This is a genomic window from Plantibacter sp. AC185 (genome assembly GCF_979258065.1).
Map to the genome: position 1 here is coordinate 207828 of NZ_OZ409831.1, position 16130 is coordinate 223957.

Consider the following 16130-nt stretch of genomic DNA (forward strand, 5'->3'; position numbering starts at 1 on the left):
TGGATGGGACTTCGAGACTGGCTGCGCAGACGACCGCCCGAGGTGAGCCCCGGCGATCGCGGAACTCCCGTTGAGCCGCTTCTCATCTCGCAACGCGAGATTGGAGCTGGGGTCACGGTCTCGGCCTACCGCTCCGGCGGGAAACCAGACGGCTACGTGTCTCCCTACTTGTCGGCCGAGGAGGCCGACGCACTCTTGAACCTAGACAACGACGGGTTGCCCAATCTCCGAATTGTGGAGTTCCGCGACGAGTGGTGGTTGTCGGAGACGTCAACCGGACGGCTCGTCAACGCCGGGTCTCGCGCCCTCAGCCGTCTCGGAATCTGGAGCGTGCGCGTTCGCGGCGATGAGTATGCGGCGGGCGTGCTTCGGATCGGGCCGGCTGATCTCGTGCGCGAACCGGCTAACGAATTCGACACCAACGCGGTCGCGATCCATCAGAACGGCATCCGTTGCGGGTACTGGAACAAAGCCGCCGCCCGCTCCATGGCAAAGCTCCTCGACGGTGGTCAGGCGCTATCCGCGTACGTGATCTCCGCTGATCCCCCGAAAGCGATTGCGGCTGAGTCGCGCGTTCTCCACCACCTGGTTGGCCGATTGCGGCCCTGACCGCGCGAGACGGTCGCCGCGCCGCTGGCACCCGCGCTGTAGCGCTCAAACAGGTCCTCCGAACCATGGTCAGAGCGGGCTTCGTCAGCCATCGCCCGCCGAATGGCTGCACCGGCAGTTCGTCTAGCTCGCGCAGACCTCGTCCAGCAGGCGCCGTATCTGGAACGCTCGAGGACGATACGGGGACGAATGCAACAGCCCGTGACCGTCCAGCCACAGGGATCGCCGAATAAGAAACCTGAAAATCCGCAGGATCTCGGAGTTCGTCGTGTGATGGGCCCTGCCGAGATCGATCCGACGACGTTCACGGTTCAAGGACTCCCGACCCGAGAACCTCCGGGTGTTTCCGGGCGCATCGTGTCGCCAAGACGTGGGCCTGGCCACCTGCGTTGCACCACGAGGGGACGCTTCGGGGACATGCTGCAGGTGAAGATACAGGGCTTGACTTGGCCGTGGGCTGACTTGCTCATTACGAGTGAGGGCGATGGGCTCCGTCGTCGTTCGCGATAGTCCGCTGACCAGGGATTGTGTTCAATCACATCCGCCACCGTTCGTAACGGTTGCACCGCGTTGCTGTCAATCGTTGCATTCATGCCCGGTGGTCTCGTTACCGATTTCAAGCGCGAACCCCACCGGGCGACTACCGCTACAGCGCATGGGTGACTCCGCTCGGAGCAGTCATACTCAGTGGTGGTGGAGGCGACGGCGGAAACATCGCTCGCCAAGCCGCTTTCCACGTCGCAGGCTGAGACGAGTGGAAGGCTAGGTTCGGTGCGTCCGCGACGTCGATTAAGTCTAGGCTCCAGCACCAGTACAACTTCCACCTCGCCGCCAGAGTCAACGGCTACCCATGCACCCAGGACTACAGCCTGGAACACTTCCGCAGTAAACGGTCAACTGGCCTGCCGGCGTCCTAAGTCACCAAAGCAACTAGTAGCGATCACCGCTCAGGAGTCATGCTCGTGAAGAAAGTCATCGTCGCCTCAGCCATCCTGGCCACCGCCGGGGCAATCAATTCGAAGAGACTGCGCCTGTCAGAAGTCGTAGACAATCCCGCCATAGCTTTCGCCCGTAAACTGAACTGCCTCATCGCCGACCTTGATAAACGAATCCTTTGGGTCCAGCTCTTGCTGCAACCTTCGTTCATCTGTTCGCAAAGTCTCGTCGCGAAGGGAGCCAACGATGCTGAGCGCGGCAGCAATGCCGCCCCCTCCCTTGGTCCGGAAGGTCCGACCCACTGAAAGGTGAGGGGTTACGGAGATTACCTTCACGAGCGTCTTAGCAATCTCAATGGAGTCGAGCACCTCACCGGAGTCGGGGTCCTTGATGTCTGCACCGCGATCACTGAGGACTGCAAATCGCATCCCGACCGACACGCCGTTCTCGCTGCCACGATTGATCGCCAAGTCAGTCGAGTTCAGAACTCGAGCAACCTTTCCCCGAATTACTTCGTCGGTCATGTTTGCTCCTCCAGAAACTTTTCATGGACGAGAGCAGGGTGGCCAATTGACCAGTCCTCGAGCTCGGTCGTCAGCTGTTGCTCAATGGTGTCAAGGCGGAAAGAAAGCTCTCCAACGGCGGCCTTCGTGACCGTTGCGGTGCCGTCGTCCAGGGCGGTCTCGGCGATTACCTTGGCTTCGACAATTTTCTCCAGCGTCTTGCCCAAGTGGCGCAGCGTCGTGCGGGTGCGATCTTGGCTCGGCCGACCGTAAGCAAACAAGCCTGTTCCAGCCACCTGGAAGAGCCCCGCGAGCACAACAAATAGGGCACTTTGAGCGACGCTAGGGGGTGTCTCGGATGACGCGTCGGACGCGAGTTTCGCAGAGATGGCGAGCCCGACGATGATCCCGATGACCCCAAGGATCGTGAAGCGGGCGCGCCAGATTGAGGTTAGATTTAACGCCTTCGGCCACATCACGACATCATCCTGTCAGCTACAGCGTGACTGCGAGCTTGTTACGCAGGTCGACCATCTTCGAATCGATGGCCATACTCTGGCGCGGGCCTGTGAACGCGTTGACATGTGCCATGAGGTCCTGAGCGGGGCGACTGACCAGCTTGGGGGTAAGGAGCGCGATGAGGCGATCCAGCTGCTTCCTTGGGGTCTCGCCGAGATATTTGGAAGACGCGTCCGCACCGGTTGCGTAGAGCAGAGCCAGATTGGCCTCCGCTGGGGTCATGCTGAGGAGCATCTGCTCGTACAGCCCGTCAGCGGCGTACGCGATGCCGCTCGATCTCGCCAGGAACGCGTCGACGAGCCCGTTCGCGTACTTCGCCCGCACGCCAGGCGGCACGGGCAGCGACCCTATGTAGGCAGCGAGCTCCTTTGCTATCGGCGGCTCGTTGTAGAAGTTGTTCATCCCGAGGTGCGCACCGTGGAGACGATCGAGAAGTACGTCGATCTCCGCGGCTCGAACGTCCTCAGGCAGGTAGGACGACCCATCGACCGACTGGAGAAACTCTTTAGCAAGATCCGCCTGAGCAATATCCAGGCTCGCCTTGAAGCGCGCGAAACGCGTACCAAATGCGAACTTCACATCCTCCGACAGGTTGGGCCATAGGTGCGGCAATAAGAGGCGCACGTTGTCGCGGATGACAGGACCGGAGTCGAGAGACACGTAGATGCCGAACAAGCCGTTGGCCAAGGTCTCGGACTGGTCACGGCGCAGCCCGGCGAAGAGGGTGGCGAAAGCGGCGGCCTCCTCCTTCGTCACGGTCGCTGTCTTCACGTTCGCGAGAAGTCGGCCCGTCTGCACCATCGTCGGCGACTGCGGAAGGGTGATTACCTCCTTTATGCAGGTCTCCATGTACCCCAGCAGCGAGTACGGCTGCAGCTCGTGCTGATTCGGGTGGGCGGCGCTCGCGTGATTGCGCATGTGCCGCACCAAGTCGAGCTGCTGCTGGCCGAGGGGCGAGATGAAACCGACCTTCTGGGCAGCCCGGATCAGTTCGTCATCAGTGACCTTGATTAGGTCCTCAGGACCCTTCAGCTCTTTGCGCTTGTCTGTGGAAACCGCATTATCGAAGAAGTAGTCGAGGTCGTAGTCGATGATCCGCTTGCGGAGCTCGCCGATCGTCTCGTCCCACAGGTAGTTCAATGCGGCATCGAACAAGCCAGCGCTCACGGCCAGCATGAACTTCGACAGGTACATGGAGGTCGCGCGCTTCTCACGCGGCAGCCCAGCCATCGCACCGTCCATGTTGGACAGGACCTGCACGCGCTGGCGGACCTCGACCAGTACGCCAGATGAGGGCAAGCCCATGATCTCGGCCTGTGCCAGCAGAGCGTTCTCGAACTGCGTAATGGTCGCAGTCATGTCCAGTGCGCCCGCAGGCTGCAAGGGGACTATCGCCGTCGGGTCTGTCACCTAGTCCTGCTTTCTCTCCGTCGAGGAAACCTCGAAGAGATCAGTATTTCAGAGGCTCGCGGAGATTGCGTCAATTTGCGGCAGCGAAGCTAAAGCGCCCGAAGCCTGAAGGGCCCTTCGGGCGTCGATCGGTGGCGATGGCTCATCCGAACCCGTAGAATTCTGACATGCATGAGGACCAGGACGAGGCTCGGAAGGACGCCATCGAGGATGGCGCAGCAGCAATTTTCGAGGCCGCCATTGCCGCCTTTCCTGTGATCGGCGGGCCGGTCGCAGTCCTCGTCAATCGCACTATGGGCTCGGCTCGAATGCGCCGCTTGGAGACGATCGTTGCCAAGATCCGCGAAGACCTTGACGCTGCAATCGCAGAGGGGAAGATTGGTAGTTCAGATCTCAGTACCGATGGCACCCTCGCCGCTCTCACGCGACTTCTTAACAGCGCCGACGAGACGGCCGATCCCGAACATATTGAACAGATGACGAAGGCGCTAATTCGAGGGATCGAACTCGGATGGAGCCGCGAGGCATTCGACTACTTTGACCTTGCGCGTAGGCTCCAGCCTGAACAGGTCGCAGTGCTGCGGAAGACCGCCGAGGCGGCCGAGCCGTCACTCAAGTTCGCCATGAGGTGGGAGAGCGCTGAGCGACACTGGGTCGATGAGGACTGGACCACCCCGATGATTCGGGAGCGGTTCAGCCAGCGATTCCAGCACCTACTCAACGAAGGTCTCGTTCGCACTCGGGACGTCCGAGAGCGCGTCCTCAGCGGCCACGAGGTCGTCAAGCTCGAACATGCGCTCAGCTACCGAGGGGCGGACTTTCTGCACTTTCTCGACGGGGAAGCGTTCGAGAAGCAGAGCTGGATCTAACCCGCCTCTCCGATGTTGCTCCAGCGCCCATCCTCTCCGAGCACCTAGATGTTGAGCCACAGGTGCCGATGCTGGTGGGGATCATGCGCGCGCGACCGGGCGTGACGGAGCTCTACGATCTCGATGCGCGTCAGCGGCATGCGACGGTGGCCGGCTTTCCCACGACGGGCATTGAGCTCACGCTGCCAGGCGAAGATGATGCGTTCGCGAAGGCGATCCTGGAGTGCGTCGTAGGCGGCTGCTACCTCTGGGTCGAGGATCGCAGCGATGGAGAACGACTTCGACGCGTTGATGGTGGCGTCCAGGAAGAGATCTGCTCGAGGTGATGGGTTCCGGATGCCGCGCCTGACCTCGGTGTCGGGATCACGGCCGGCGACCCAGGCGGCGAGCTTCTGTCGATCGAGCTGATCGGAGGTGATCTGTTCGTTCGCGACGATGAAGCGGGTGACGGTCTCGGGTGCGTAGCCGAGCGCGCGGGCGATGCCAGCGGGGGTACCGACAGTTGCGTCGCAGGAACCGCCGAGCGCGTAGTCGACGGCCTGCCGGAGTCCTTGAGAAGCGATGCCTCGCTTCCACCTGACCATGCCGCCGCGCACGAGCGCCTCCTTGCCAGAGGCGGTCGTGCCGCCTCGCAAGCTCTTGCCGATGGCGGACAACCCGAGCGGACTTGGCCACCCCGGTGCCTACGTGAATCCATGCTGTCGATCAGAATCCGGCCGGTGGTTTTTGCCGCACCCCGGGTGCCTGTTCCGTCATGCAACATGGGAATCGCGCTCCAGCCCGAGCCCCGACCCAACGTCGTAGGACCGTGGGAAGATTCGACTATGCCGATCCGCATCAACTTTCAGATCGAGCCATGCCTTCGCTGCGGAGCCGACCGCATCCTGGCCGCGGCATGCGCGAATTGCGGGAAATCCTCACGACCAGGAGAGGTCAACGCATACGTCGTGCGCCGGCGCACCATGGTTCGGAGGATCAACCGGGAGCTGATCGAAGGCGCGGACATTCGCACAGACGGAGCAGATCCTGGGGAGCTTCCGCAGGAGTCTGAACTCTCTGGCTTTCTCCACGAGTTTCTGGACGCACTGGTACCCCTCGGCTACGGAACGCCGACCGAGGGCGAGGAGCGACGCCTGATCGATACGCTCCATTGCCTCGAGACGATGGTCAGACGTGCAGAACAGACGCCCCGGCTGCGACCACGGATAGCGGTCATCCGCGCGACGACTACCGTCTTGGAACGTCTTGCGCTCCTCTGGCCGGCCTACGCAGAGGCCCTCACATCCCCCACCATGCATCTCGCTCAAACGCGCTCTCGAGAGGCCCAGAACCTCATCGATACTGCGTTCGCCGACCTCGAGGAATACCGCAGGCTGGAGAAGCTCGCCGAGATTGTTCAAGATCCAGATAGAGGGACACTCATGGAGCGAACACTAGCCCTCATGGACTCGATGCACCCCGAACTCTCCCTGTTCGAGATAGCCTCGCTCGGATCAGCCGCGGCCTCAACCGCGATAGACCTGCCGGTAGATGCCGGCCACGGTGCAGGGTATCTCGTTCTTCAGGTGCTCAGTGGGTGCGCGATGCACCCCGACAGACTCCGGTCCGTGATCATCGATGCTTCAAAGGTCTGCGAGGAAAGTCAGCATATGGAGCAGGTGGCTGATATGCCGGGAGCCCTGCTGGGTCTAGCCTCCAGCGATCGGGCTCTGTACGAGTGTTTCACGGTCGTCGAAACGTTGAGTAACGCGAAGCTAAACCAGGACGCGGCTATTCGCCGTCTGGTCAAGATATACGGCGAACTATTTGAGGACGTCGCCTGCTCAATCTTCGCCTGGTACGCCCTTCTCACAGGCGTAAAGAGCAGACCGTACGCCAAGTTGATACGATCTGGGGCTGCTGACCTAGCTAGGTCGTTCGCAGGCGACGAGCGTCTGAAAGAGATTTTCCAGGGGGCGGACGTCCAGCTCAGGCACGCCGCCCAACACGCCGAGGCAGTCGAAATACAGGGGTCAGCTATCCACTTCAAGCTGAACGTCGATCGAGATCCGATCACATACGACCAGTTGATCGACACTGTCCTCAAGCTCCTGGAGTCGCTCAGTGCATCCGCGTGGGCGCTAACGGCTGCTTTGTCTCGACGAGCCATCGAAGTGCCGCGACTTCCGGGGAGTCTCGCTTCAGAGAGCAGTTTCCTCATCGCAAGAGCGTGGCTGGCAGGAAACGAGTTTGAGCTCCTAGACGCCGAGGAGAATGACGGTCATTGGCTATTCACCATCGGCGAAACCAAGCAGAGCCGCTTATCGCTCGCGTATGCTCTCACGTCCAGTGACACCTCCCGTCCTCTTTCTGTGACCGTCGGAGTCAATGAGATCAACGACTCTGTCGAGGTGTCGATGTCGCACCTGCGCACCTACATGGAAGACGCGAACGGAGCGTCTCCGGGGATTGCACTCCTAACACTGCTTGAACTACGGCGAGCGTGCAGGTGGAGGGGTAAGCCGCTATTGTCCGAATCCGACCTCACATACGCGGCGGCGGCGATCGGGCTCGAGGTTCTCGCCGCGAAAGAAGCTATTCCGTCGTTGCGGCGAGTACTTCGCCTCGCTGTCGAAGAGCGATACCCCGGCGTCGAAGCGCTCGTGCGCAGAGTGTTCGCCGCGCAACGCGACATCTCCTCCAGCCAGAATCATCCGTTGGTTGCGCAGTTGGAGTCTCTTATGCGCAGCTCAGTAGCTCCGTCGATGCCAGAGGGCTCCACAGTCACATGCTGGACACAACACGCTTCCGGTGATGGACCCAGTGATTGAAAGGCAGCCGGCACACCCCTTCGACCGTCACTGCCTCGATCGGTGACAGCGGTGTTCGCTTAGTCCGTTCGGCCGAGCGCATGGTCCGCAACCAGCGGGACGGCAGCGCAAGAGGAGGAGGTGACGCACCAGCGATCACTTCAACTCGCGCAAGCGACGGAAGGACTCCATGACCCTGCCCATTTCACTACAGATCGCCGCAGCAGCCTTGAGCGCAACAGCGTTCGGCACCACCGGTGCAGCAGCACCCATTAACGTCACACCCCCCTCGCCTCTCGTCACCGCCTCCGGCACAGCGAGTCCCTCCATCGCTGAGGTAGGCGACTGCGTCGGCTTCACACTCGACGTGTCCGGCGTCCAAGACGGCATCGCGATCGAACCGATCACCGCGGCACTCACCGGACCCTACGACGGTTGGCCCCCGGTCGGCTCACTCGCCGATGCAGCGACGGTCGGCTCGTTCTCCGCGACCTGGACAGGCTCCGAGTGGAGCTACGACGGCGACTGCGTGAGCGTCTCGGCCGCCGGCGGGTACGCCTGGACGCTCGACAACCCGAACGATCCGGAGGGTCTCGACCTGATCATCCATGAGTCGTCCGTCGTCGATGTCACCGAACCGGCCGTCATCGACCCGGAGGACGGCGACGGGACTGAGCCACCCGTCGAGGACGAGGACGAGGACGAGGGCAGCGGGACTGCCATCGATGTCGTCGCAGATCAGTCTGGCGGGAGCGGCGGGATCAAGCGTCGGCAGCTGGCTGTCACCGGTGCGAACGAAGAACTCTTCCTCGCCGGCGCTGTGGGAGGTCTGCTCGCGATCGCGGCGGGTGCGGCCCTCGCACTGCGGAGCCGACGAAGCCGAGCTCGGGTGGAGGGCGCCGCATGAGCCGACGCATCCTGAGCGCGGCCGGCGCGTCGATTCTGCTTGCCACCACGCTGAGCTTGCCTGCCCTTTCGGCGAGCGCTTCGGTTCCCGCCGCGGACGATACCTCGGCCGCTGCGGACAGCACCACTCCATCCCCTCGAGCCACAACCGCCTATGGGTGGGGCCAGCTCGTGAACTACGTCACCCCGGACGGCTCGCTCGCGTACTACATTGATGTCCAAGCCGACTGGCCATCCGGTGCAACCGGCGGCGGGATGCTCGTCGGCGGCATCGGAGCGACAGCCGGGACACTCGACGTCGGCGGCACTGAACTCACAATGCTCAACGCCGGCCTCTCCCAGTTCGGGCAGACCACCGACAACGACACCGCAGCAGCCGTCGCCGCGTTCGTCTACGCCTTCACCTCGCAAAACCACCCCGGCTACGACGGCGCTATCCACTACATCGGCCAGAAGGCCGACGGCCACGACGCCGCCGTGACTGCAGCGTTCAACGGTATCTGGGCATGGGTCGGCGAGAACTGGGCTGCCGCAGCCGGCTCGAAGACGGCGACCACAACCATCACCATGACCGACAGCACCACCGGCTACATCGACGTGACCGTCGACCCCGTAGCCGCTACCGGCGCACACGAAACCAGCACCGGCGCGTCCTCGGTGGCCGTCGGCAACGGATCCCGCATTGACATCACCGGCGATCCCGCCGACGGCATCGCGGACTACGACATCCGCGCCGACGGCTCCTGGAGCATGCCTGGCGGCTACGCCTCCGAGGCATGGATGTACGAGACGCTCGGCCAACAACGCCTCGCCCGCGGCAGCGACGACCGCTCCCCCATCCCGTTCACCTCGGCTGCCAGCACCACCGCCTCGACCATCTTCCAGCCGATCGTCACGAGCGAGATGCAGCAGACCCTCGTCCCCGTCGGCGGCACCATCGTCGACCACGCCACCTGCGACCTCTCCCCCGACAGCACGAGCACCGCCTGGCGACACAACCAAGACGGCGACGGCGTCGAAATCATCTGGGACGTCGCGATCTACGCCAAGCTCCCCGGAGAAGACAGTCTCCCCGAGGTCCCAGACGGCCGCCCCGCACTCGGTACGGCCATCGCCACCTGCGACGGGGTCGGCGACGTCATGGAAGTCTCCTTCCCCCGACCCGATGAGGCCGACGGTCCGATCACCGCAGTCTGGTCACTCGATCTCGACCAGCAGTCCGACACGACCAAGTCCGTCTTGCAGGGACCGTGGCACGACGAGTTCGGGCTGCCCGACGAGACCACGGTCATCCCCCGTGTCACGACGAAGGCCGTGCCGTCGGTGATGGAGGGAGAGCAGTACGGCGACACCGCCCGCCACGAAGATGTCGCCCTCTACCCCGACACCGCCGTGCAGACCTTCACCGCCTACCGCATCACCGACGGCCAGCCCGTCTGCGATGCCACCACCGAATACCTTCCGGAGTCGGCGCCGATCCTGGTCAACGGCCGCACGGATGTGCCCGGGCCGACATTCACTGCCACCCGCGACATGGGCACCGGGGTCAACTGGATCGAGCGCACCTATGCCGACGACCGGAAGCAGGTGCTCCTCAGCGAGGGTGTCTGTGGGCAGGAGGATGAGCAGACCCTCTTCCTCGACCACCCCGGACAGAAGCACGCGAGCACCGGCTTCGACGGCGCCACGCTCGCCGCAGGCGCTACTGCCACGATGCTCCTCGGGGCCTCGCCCGTCGTCATTCGTGGTGTCGTGCGGCGTCGAGCCAGCCTGACCGACTCGGCCAAGGGACTCGCAGGATGAGCGAAGAACAGACCGGCCCCTCATCGTACCTGAGCCAGGATCAGCATGGGTGGGTGAGGGCCTATCGCTATGGAATGCGAATGGGAGATCTCCGTCCGTTCTACCTGGACGCCCACAGCGACCCACGTCAGGCTGAGGAAGATATTCAACGAAGAATTGTCCAAGCACAGCTGGATCTGCTCCTCCGGTTCACCGGGGCGTCATACTTCGACGTCGACCCCGATTCCTGGCTCGACACGTTCTACGTCTTGGCCGGAACGTGGAATGGTCGGGATCCAGTGATCGATGAACAACTGAAGAGCATTGACCAGGTTCTCTCGCAGACCGGCGGGCCGCTCTGGCGTCCGGACTTGTACCTTCCGTTGGACGACGTTCACGAAGCTGCGGCAGGTTCCGTGCCTGCGAGCCCACAAATCGCGCCGTCGACCTCCGCTTCGAGGTGGCGAGAGCCACCCCGTCTCGTCGACTGGACTCCGGACGAGGACCCAGCCGCGGGCTACCTTCGAGAGCTCCGAGACAGTCGCCAAGAGGTGGTGGAGCCGAACGCACGCGAAGACCCCGTGAACGCACAGCCGCTCGATCAGAGCCGACGCTTGGCCGAACTAGCTCGGAAACTCTCCATGAGAGCCCTGCGACCACGCTCAGACCAAGCCATCCGAGACGCCCATCCTCCGCATCGATCTGGTTCCGGGGCAGGAATGCAGCTCTAGAGTCATCCGATAACGCCTGACTCCTGCGAACGCCGCCATGAGCCTCGCCGTGGTCCTCAGGCGGCCGGACTGCGTTCCCGAGCTCTACATTGCTCGGGTACGCAGCCCCGCGGCGTCTACCAGCGAACAGCCTCATGAGATGAACTTTCGGGGAGCGACGGATGCGCATTTAGTGACACGCCGTGACTTCATTCCCGGTCAGGTAAATGCGGAGTCGGCGGATCGGATCAATCCAGGACGCACCGCTTCCCGCACCTATCCGGTGAGCCTGTCGAGGCGTTCTTTGATGCTGCTGCCCTCGCGCCGATCTGGCGGGCAGTATGCGAGCCACCGCCGCAGAACGGCAGCTTCCTTGTCTCGCTGCCCGAGTTTGCGGTGGATGATCGCAGCCTGTTCGGTGTAGAAAGGTGCGGGTTCGAGCCCGTTACGTGCTCCCTCGGCGCCTTCGATTGCGGCGTAGCAGAGCACGAGGGCGTCGTCGAGTCGGCCGTCTCGTTTGAGCTGTTTGATCGGTTCGACCAGCTGTAGGTAATGCACTCCCCCGACCATGCCTCGGTGGAACGACTCTGCTCGATCACCCCCGCCTGCAAGAGCGTCGGTGACCATCTGGTCGATGCTCGTTTGATGCGCGGCGGCCTTCGCGCTGGACGACATTGGAGGGCGCTCTGTCTCCGAGTACTGCCATTTCGCAGGTCCTCTGCCCAACCATGCCCACGCTTCAGCGCGCAGGCCCTTTGGCAGCAGCTCAGTGAACATCTGGATCTGGACAGCTTGAGCTCCACCGCTCGGGAGATCAATCGTCCTGGCCAGGTAGCCAGGCAGGTAGCCGACCTTTTCACCCTCAACATGGACTGCGATCGCGTGAGGATCAGCTGGGTTCTCGGGTTCGCGCTGGATGGTGCCGCTTACTTCTAGATATCCACCTGCGGCGATGCGGTGACGCTCGGCGAGCCGGGTGATCGCGTCCTTCGCGAACGTCGTCGTGCCGGTCAACTGAACAAGATCCTGCGCGACCGCCATCGATACGCTGACCTGGACACGTGGTTCCGACCTCACAGCGTCCTGTGGCGCCTGCGTCACCGAGTTGGACGTGTCGCCAGAGCTGCCGAATAGCTTCTTCAATATCCCCATGTCCTGAATCCTGTCAGAAAGATCAAGCATGCTTTCTGCCCTATGCGCACGCAAGGAGGACGTCGTAAGGTCCTGTCCACAGCCAATGCCCCCGCATTCGACGGTGGGACCGATCCTCATCAGGACCCGGCCCGCGCTGGAGCGTCTGGGTACAGCTCGGCACATAGCCATTTGAGGACGTACGCGATATTGGTTGCCGGCAGCGACGCGGTCTGATCAGTTCAGCTCGCTGCCCTCTGCGCGCTCAAGCAGGATTTCGTAGATCTCGGGCCGGTAGTGGTCCTTTACCCGGTGCCTGGTGCCTTGTCGCATCTCCGTGACGAGCCTCGACACTGAGGCGGCGTGACGGAAGCATTCGCCGACGGTGAGGTACGCGCGGGTCCACAGATCCGGGTCCACGGGGTGCCCGTGTTCAGCGAGCGCGCGGACGAGCTGCACGATCGTGGCCTTGCCGTTGCCGGAGGACAGCCCGTTGTAGTCCTCGCCCTTGATTGACCGTGCCGCCTCGAGGAGGACCGGAGCGGCCGCCTCGACGATGCCGGACTCGCCGCCGCGGTCGCCTACCGAAACGCCTCTGAAGCATCGCCGCCGGCCCACTTGTTCGTGCTCGCCGTGTTCGTCGAAGGCGACGTGACCCGCTACCGCTTCGCCGGGTTTCAGGACGCCGCCCGCGCGGGTCGACTGTGGTCGATCGGCCTCATCTGACATCGGCCCGAGACGTCGACGCTCGCAGCTCCAGCCGTGCGCACCTCTCGTTCGGAGTACCGCATGACCAGTTCAACGGCTTCCCTCGCCCTCACGATCCACGCCACCGACTCCACCGGGCCGCTCCCCGTCAACATCGCTGCCCTCGCCGAGACCATCGCCGTCGCCATCCGAGGCAGCTACAGCCCCGGGGGGATCAACCTGCTCGGGTACGCCGACGTCGGCGCGCTCGTCGTCCAGCTCAGCATCGATGGCGTCGAGTACGACGGGGCTGGTGTCCCTATCGCTACACCAGCTCTAGAAACTCGCGAGGCGGTCACACCAACACCGGAGCCGTGCGGACGCTGCTGCGGCTCAGGATCGGTCGCCCACGGTCCGTAGGGCGTGAGTCCGCCCAAGCCAAACGTGCGAGGAGTGCGGTTGCTTGGGTATCGCCCCGAGCCTCCGCACGGCACCTCGAAGTGGGGATGCACAGTCCCCACCGACGACCGTCCGAATGAGGACGCATGCCACGCGCACGCCGTCTGCCCCATCTGCGAGCCGAGCACCTCCCGGATGTCGCGCTCGAACGCGAGCGCGAGCGCGACATCCGGGACACGCCAGTAACGCCCCACTGGCTCCGGCAGCGCACGCACTGTCGCCAGCTGGCGCTCGTGGCTCCTCAATTAGAGCGGCCAGGCAGGGGCGTGCTGGAATGCTCCAAGCACCACCAAAACCGCAGCAGCCACACCGTTCAAGACTCCTGCGAGCTCGAGCGCATCCCTTCGATCCGCTTTGACATCAGATTTAAGCAAGGCCTGGATGACAACTTGAATGAATACCGCCACTGCGGTGACAGCTGCGATGTAGCTGACCGCGTCCAATTTAAAGGCGATCAAGCCGCCCAGTGCCGCCGCTATCACTGGTGATACAAATCCCAAGGCGACGCTGATCTTGTACGAAGAAATTTTGATGCCCTGCTCTGCTGATGCGCCGATCGCTACGCCGAAAAGCACACCCAAGAATGCTAAAGCCAGCAGACCAAAAGCCACATATACGAGAACTGTACCTGTCTGAGCAGAACCAGGATCATACTGCGCGCTTACGCCAAATAGACCCAGGATGAAACCGACTAGCACCAGCAACCCGGCAGGTATCGCGAGTGCATAGTTCACGGGTCCAAGCGGAGTGTCAACCACGGCAGTCCGCGTCTCACCAGCGGCGGGATGTGATGGTTCTGATTCAGTTGACATTGTTCCCCCGAACAATTCGATTCGATGGCTGGAGTTCTCGTCGGTTACCCCTGGGCCCGATCTCTACCAGTTATAGCACCTCTCCGCATCTGCGAATCGGAGGTCGCACCCCTGGCGCTAGAACCCCGCGCCGCGTCGTCGGTGCATCCGCCAGCGCCGAAGTACCGATTGGAGCTTCCCCGCCATCGCTCACTCACCAGAACGGCTCAACCAAGACCGTATAGTGACACGCTGACGCTACCTCGGCCGAGGTCATCGACTGGTGTAGATTCCCGCTCGATAGGGCAGCAAGACCCGTTGATCCACGAAAGGTGGCCGCCGTTTTCGGGATTGGTGTTCTACCCAGAGTGGCAAACTTCAACATCAGTACACGATCGAAACGTGGGGGTCTCCATTGCGCCGGCCCCTGGAAGGTTCGTCAGCTCGACGGTAGGTGACCTCAGCGTCCCAGATGGACCATGTCCGTCGTCTGACTGTGATGCGAGCAACGCCGTGCCCGCGGGGCAGCTCAAATACCGACCTCGTCGGCGAGGACGGTCCAGAACTGGAAGTTGGTCCGCGTCTGCCTGCATCAACTCACAAGGCCTCTCAGATACTCAACGTTCAGTGGAGGCCGCATGACGACGGACATTTCAAACCCATCACTTCTCGACAGTAAGACTGTCGCGGCATATCTCCGGGTATCCGAGGCGACACACTGCCGCATGCGGCAAGACCGTTCCGGTCCACCGTTCATCACCGTCCGAGGGCGTCCTCGGTACCGACTAATCGCCATCGATCGCTGGATCGAAACCGAGGAACAGCCGGCTGGACGCGCATAGAGCCGATGATCAACAAGACGGCGGCCGGCCACTGGCGGGTGCGAGTAAAAGCGGGGCGCGTCGTTGTGGCGGATCAGACCTTCGCGCGGAAGGCGGATGCAACGCTATGGGAAGCGAAGCAACGGCGTGCTCTCACGCTGGGCGAGTTCGTCGACCCTCGCGCTGGCAAGGAGTCTCTGAAGTCCGCGATCGATCGATGGATGGAGTCACGAGCGGACTCGGTCGCATCCAAGACGCTGCAAACTGAGCGCTATGCGTTGCCGGCGCACCTCCCCGCGAAGCTCGCGAACCGTCCGATCGCGTCCATCCAACCCGCCGACCTGGATGCGCTATACGCGTCGCTGCTGCGAAAACTCGGTCGATCAACAGTGATGCGCTTCCGCAACACGCTCTCTTCGTTCTTCGGCTGGGCCGAACGCAACCGCCTCATCGATCGAAACGTCGCGCTCGACTCCCGGGTTTCGCGAGGGCGAGGCCTGGAGAAGCGTCTTGAGGTGTTTCCGTTCACGCTTCCGGGTCTGCGTGCGCTCCACGCAGCAACGAAAGACGCGTCGCCTGACCAGGGCGACCTTGTGCTCGTTCTCGGGTTGACTGGCTTGCGTTGGGGCGAGCTGGTAGCGCTTCGAGTCCGGGATGTCCAAGCGACCCCTTATCCGGGATTCCGCGTGTCGCGCTCTGCCCCAGACGGGCAACCCATCCGCACGACAACAAAAGGCGGCAGCGCCAGGACCGTCCCGCTACCGGCAGAGGTCTGGCAGATTGTGTCACCTCTCCTTCGGGATCGGCCACCGAACGAACTCCTGTTCCGCTCTCCAGAGGGCGGCCGGCTCAATGGCCCCAACTGGAAACGCGCAGTGGACTGGGCGAAACACTGCGATGGTCGACGGGTGCACGACCTTCGTCACACCGCTGCGACGCTCTGGCTGACCAACGGCATCGACCCGAAGACGGTCCAGGCTTGGCTGGGCCACTCGTCCGCGACCTTGACGCTCGACACCTACTCCCACTGGATTGGCACCGACGGCGATGCAGCGGCCGTCGCGCGCATCGACCACCTGCTCGGCGCAGCGGCACCATCACACCGGCACCACGAGCGTCCGGAACAAGGCCCGAGTTTCTGAGGTCAGCTCCGTCCGCCGCAAATCTGCAACGGGGTTCGGTCCCGGACGGCCAAGCACGCTGCTTGA

General features: G+C 62.8%; 14 protein-coding genes. 7 read left to right on the forward strand and 7 right to left on the reverse strand.

Annotated elements, in window-relative coordinates:
- Window positions 1-3: 3 nt before the first annotated feature.
- Window positions 4-609, forward strand: a complete 606-nt coding sequence (locus tag ACZZZB_RS00905) for an HIRAN domain-containing protein (protein WP_463528770.1) — start codon at window positions 4-6, stop codon at window positions 607-609.
- A 1034-nt stretch (window positions 610-1643) separates the two neighbouring features.
- Here ACZZZB_RS00905 and ACZZZB_RS00910 read toward each other — a convergent pair.
- Genes ACZZZB_RS00910 through ACZZZB_RS00920 form a run of 3 tightly spaced genes read right to left on the reverse strand, consistent with a single transcriptional unit; the run spans window position 1644 to window position 3977 of the window.
- On the reverse strand, window positions 1644-2069 hold the full coding sequence (locus tag ACZZZB_RS00910) for a hypothetical protein (RefSeq protein ID WP_463528771.1): 426 nt from the start codon (window positions 2067-2069) through the stop codon (window positions 1644-1646).
- The gene (locus ACZZZB_RS00915; RefSeq protein WP_463528772.1) at window positions 2066-2527 is read right to left on the reverse strand and encodes a hypothetical protein; all 462 of its coding nucleotides are present in this window, start codon (window positions 2525-2527) and stop codon (window positions 2066-2068) included. The genes ACZZZB_RS00910 and ACZZZB_RS00915 overlap by 4 nt, the downstream gene beginning before the upstream one ends.
- 16 nt (window positions 2528-2543) lie before the next feature.
- The gene (locus ACZZZB_RS00920) at window positions 2544-3977 is read right to left on the reverse strand and encodes a hypothetical protein (RefSeq protein ID WP_463528773.1); all 1434 of its coding nucleotides are present in this window, start codon (window positions 3975-3977) and stop codon (window positions 2544-2546) included.
- Window positions 3978-4144: 167 nt separating this feature from the next.
- Here ACZZZB_RS00920 and ACZZZB_RS00925 point away from each other — a divergent pair, with 167 nt between their 5' ends.
- Window positions 4145-4846 carry a hypothetical protein gene (locus ACZZZB_RS00925; protein ID WP_463528774.1) on the forward strand — a complete coding sequence of 234 codons (702 nt, stop codon included), beginning with the start codon at window positions 4145-4147 and terminating at the stop codon, window positions 4844-4846.
- A 44-nt stretch (window positions 4847-4890) separates the two neighbouring features.
- Here ACZZZB_RS00925 and ACZZZB_RS00930 read toward each other — a convergent pair whose 3' ends face one another.
- Window positions 4891-5442 (reverse strand): relaxase domain-containing protein, encoded by a 552-nt coding sequence (locus ACZZZB_RS00930; RefSeq protein WP_463528775.1) that lies wholly within the window; start codon window positions 5440-5442, stop codon window positions 4891-4893.
- A gap of 228 nt (window positions 5443-5670) precedes the next feature.
- Between ACZZZB_RS00930 and ACZZZB_RS00935 the strand changes: the two genes are divergently transcribed.
- The 3 genes from ACZZZB_RS00935 to ACZZZB_RS00945 all read left to right on the forward strand — a co-directional run bounded on the left by ACZZZB_RS00935 (window position 5671) and on the right by ACZZZB_RS00945 (window position 10344).
- Window positions 5671-7656 carry a hypothetical protein gene (locus ACZZZB_RS00935; RefSeq protein WP_463528776.1) on the forward strand — a complete coding sequence of 662 codons (1986 nt, stop codon included), beginning with the start codon at window positions 5671-5673 and terminating at the stop codon, window positions 7654-7656.
- 169 nt (window positions 7657-7825) lie between these two features.
- A complete protein-coding gene (locus ACZZZB_RS00940) occupies window positions 7826-8542 on the forward strand; it encodes a hypothetical protein (RefSeq protein WP_463528777.1) in 717 nt (238 codons plus the stop codon).
- 170 nt (window positions 8543-8712) lie between these two features.
- Window positions 8713-10344 carry a hypothetical protein gene (locus tag ACZZZB_RS00945; RefSeq protein WP_463528778.1) on the forward strand — a complete coding sequence of 544 codons (1632 nt, stop codon included), beginning with the start codon at window positions 8713-8715 and terminating at the stop codon, window positions 10342-10344.
- Window positions 10345-11309: 965 nt separating this feature from the next.
- Here ACZZZB_RS00945 and ACZZZB_RS00950 read toward each other — a convergent pair.
- The gene (locus ACZZZB_RS00950; protein ID WP_463528779.1) at window positions 11310-12215 is read right to left on the reverse strand and encodes an HIRAN domain-containing protein; all 906 of its coding nucleotides are present in this window, start codon (window positions 12213-12215) and stop codon (window positions 11310-11312) included.
- Window positions 12216-12401: 186 nt separating this feature from the next.
- The gene (locus tag ACZZZB_RS00955; protein ID WP_463528780.1) at window positions 12402-12893 is read right to left on the reverse strand and encodes a hypothetical protein; all 492 of its coding nucleotides are present in this window, start codon (window positions 12891-12893) and stop codon (window positions 12402-12404) included.
- 60 nt (window positions 12894-12953) lie between these two features.
- Between ACZZZB_RS00955 and ACZZZB_RS00960 the strand changes: the two genes are divergently transcribed.
- Complete coding sequence (locus tag ACZZZB_RS00960; protein WP_463528781.1) at window positions 12954-13271, forward strand: hypothetical protein; 318 nt, start codon at window positions 12954-12956, stop codon at window positions 13269-13271.
- A gap of 284 nt (window positions 13272-13555) precedes the next feature.
- Here ACZZZB_RS00960 and ACZZZB_RS00965 read toward each other — a convergent pair whose 3' ends face one another.
- Entirely contained in the window at window positions 13556-14044 is a 489-nt protein-coding gene (locus ACZZZB_RS00965) for a hypothetical protein (protein ID WP_463528782.1), read from the reverse strand.
- Between the two features lie 904 nt (window positions 14045-14948).
- Here ACZZZB_RS00965 and ACZZZB_RS00970 point away from each other — a divergent pair.
- Complete coding sequence (locus ACZZZB_RS00970; protein WP_463528783.1) at window positions 14949-16064, forward strand: tyrosine-type recombinase/integrase; 1116 nt, start codon at window positions 14949-14951, stop codon at window positions 16062-16064.
- The last annotated feature ends 66 nt before the right edge of the window (window positions 16065-16130 follow it).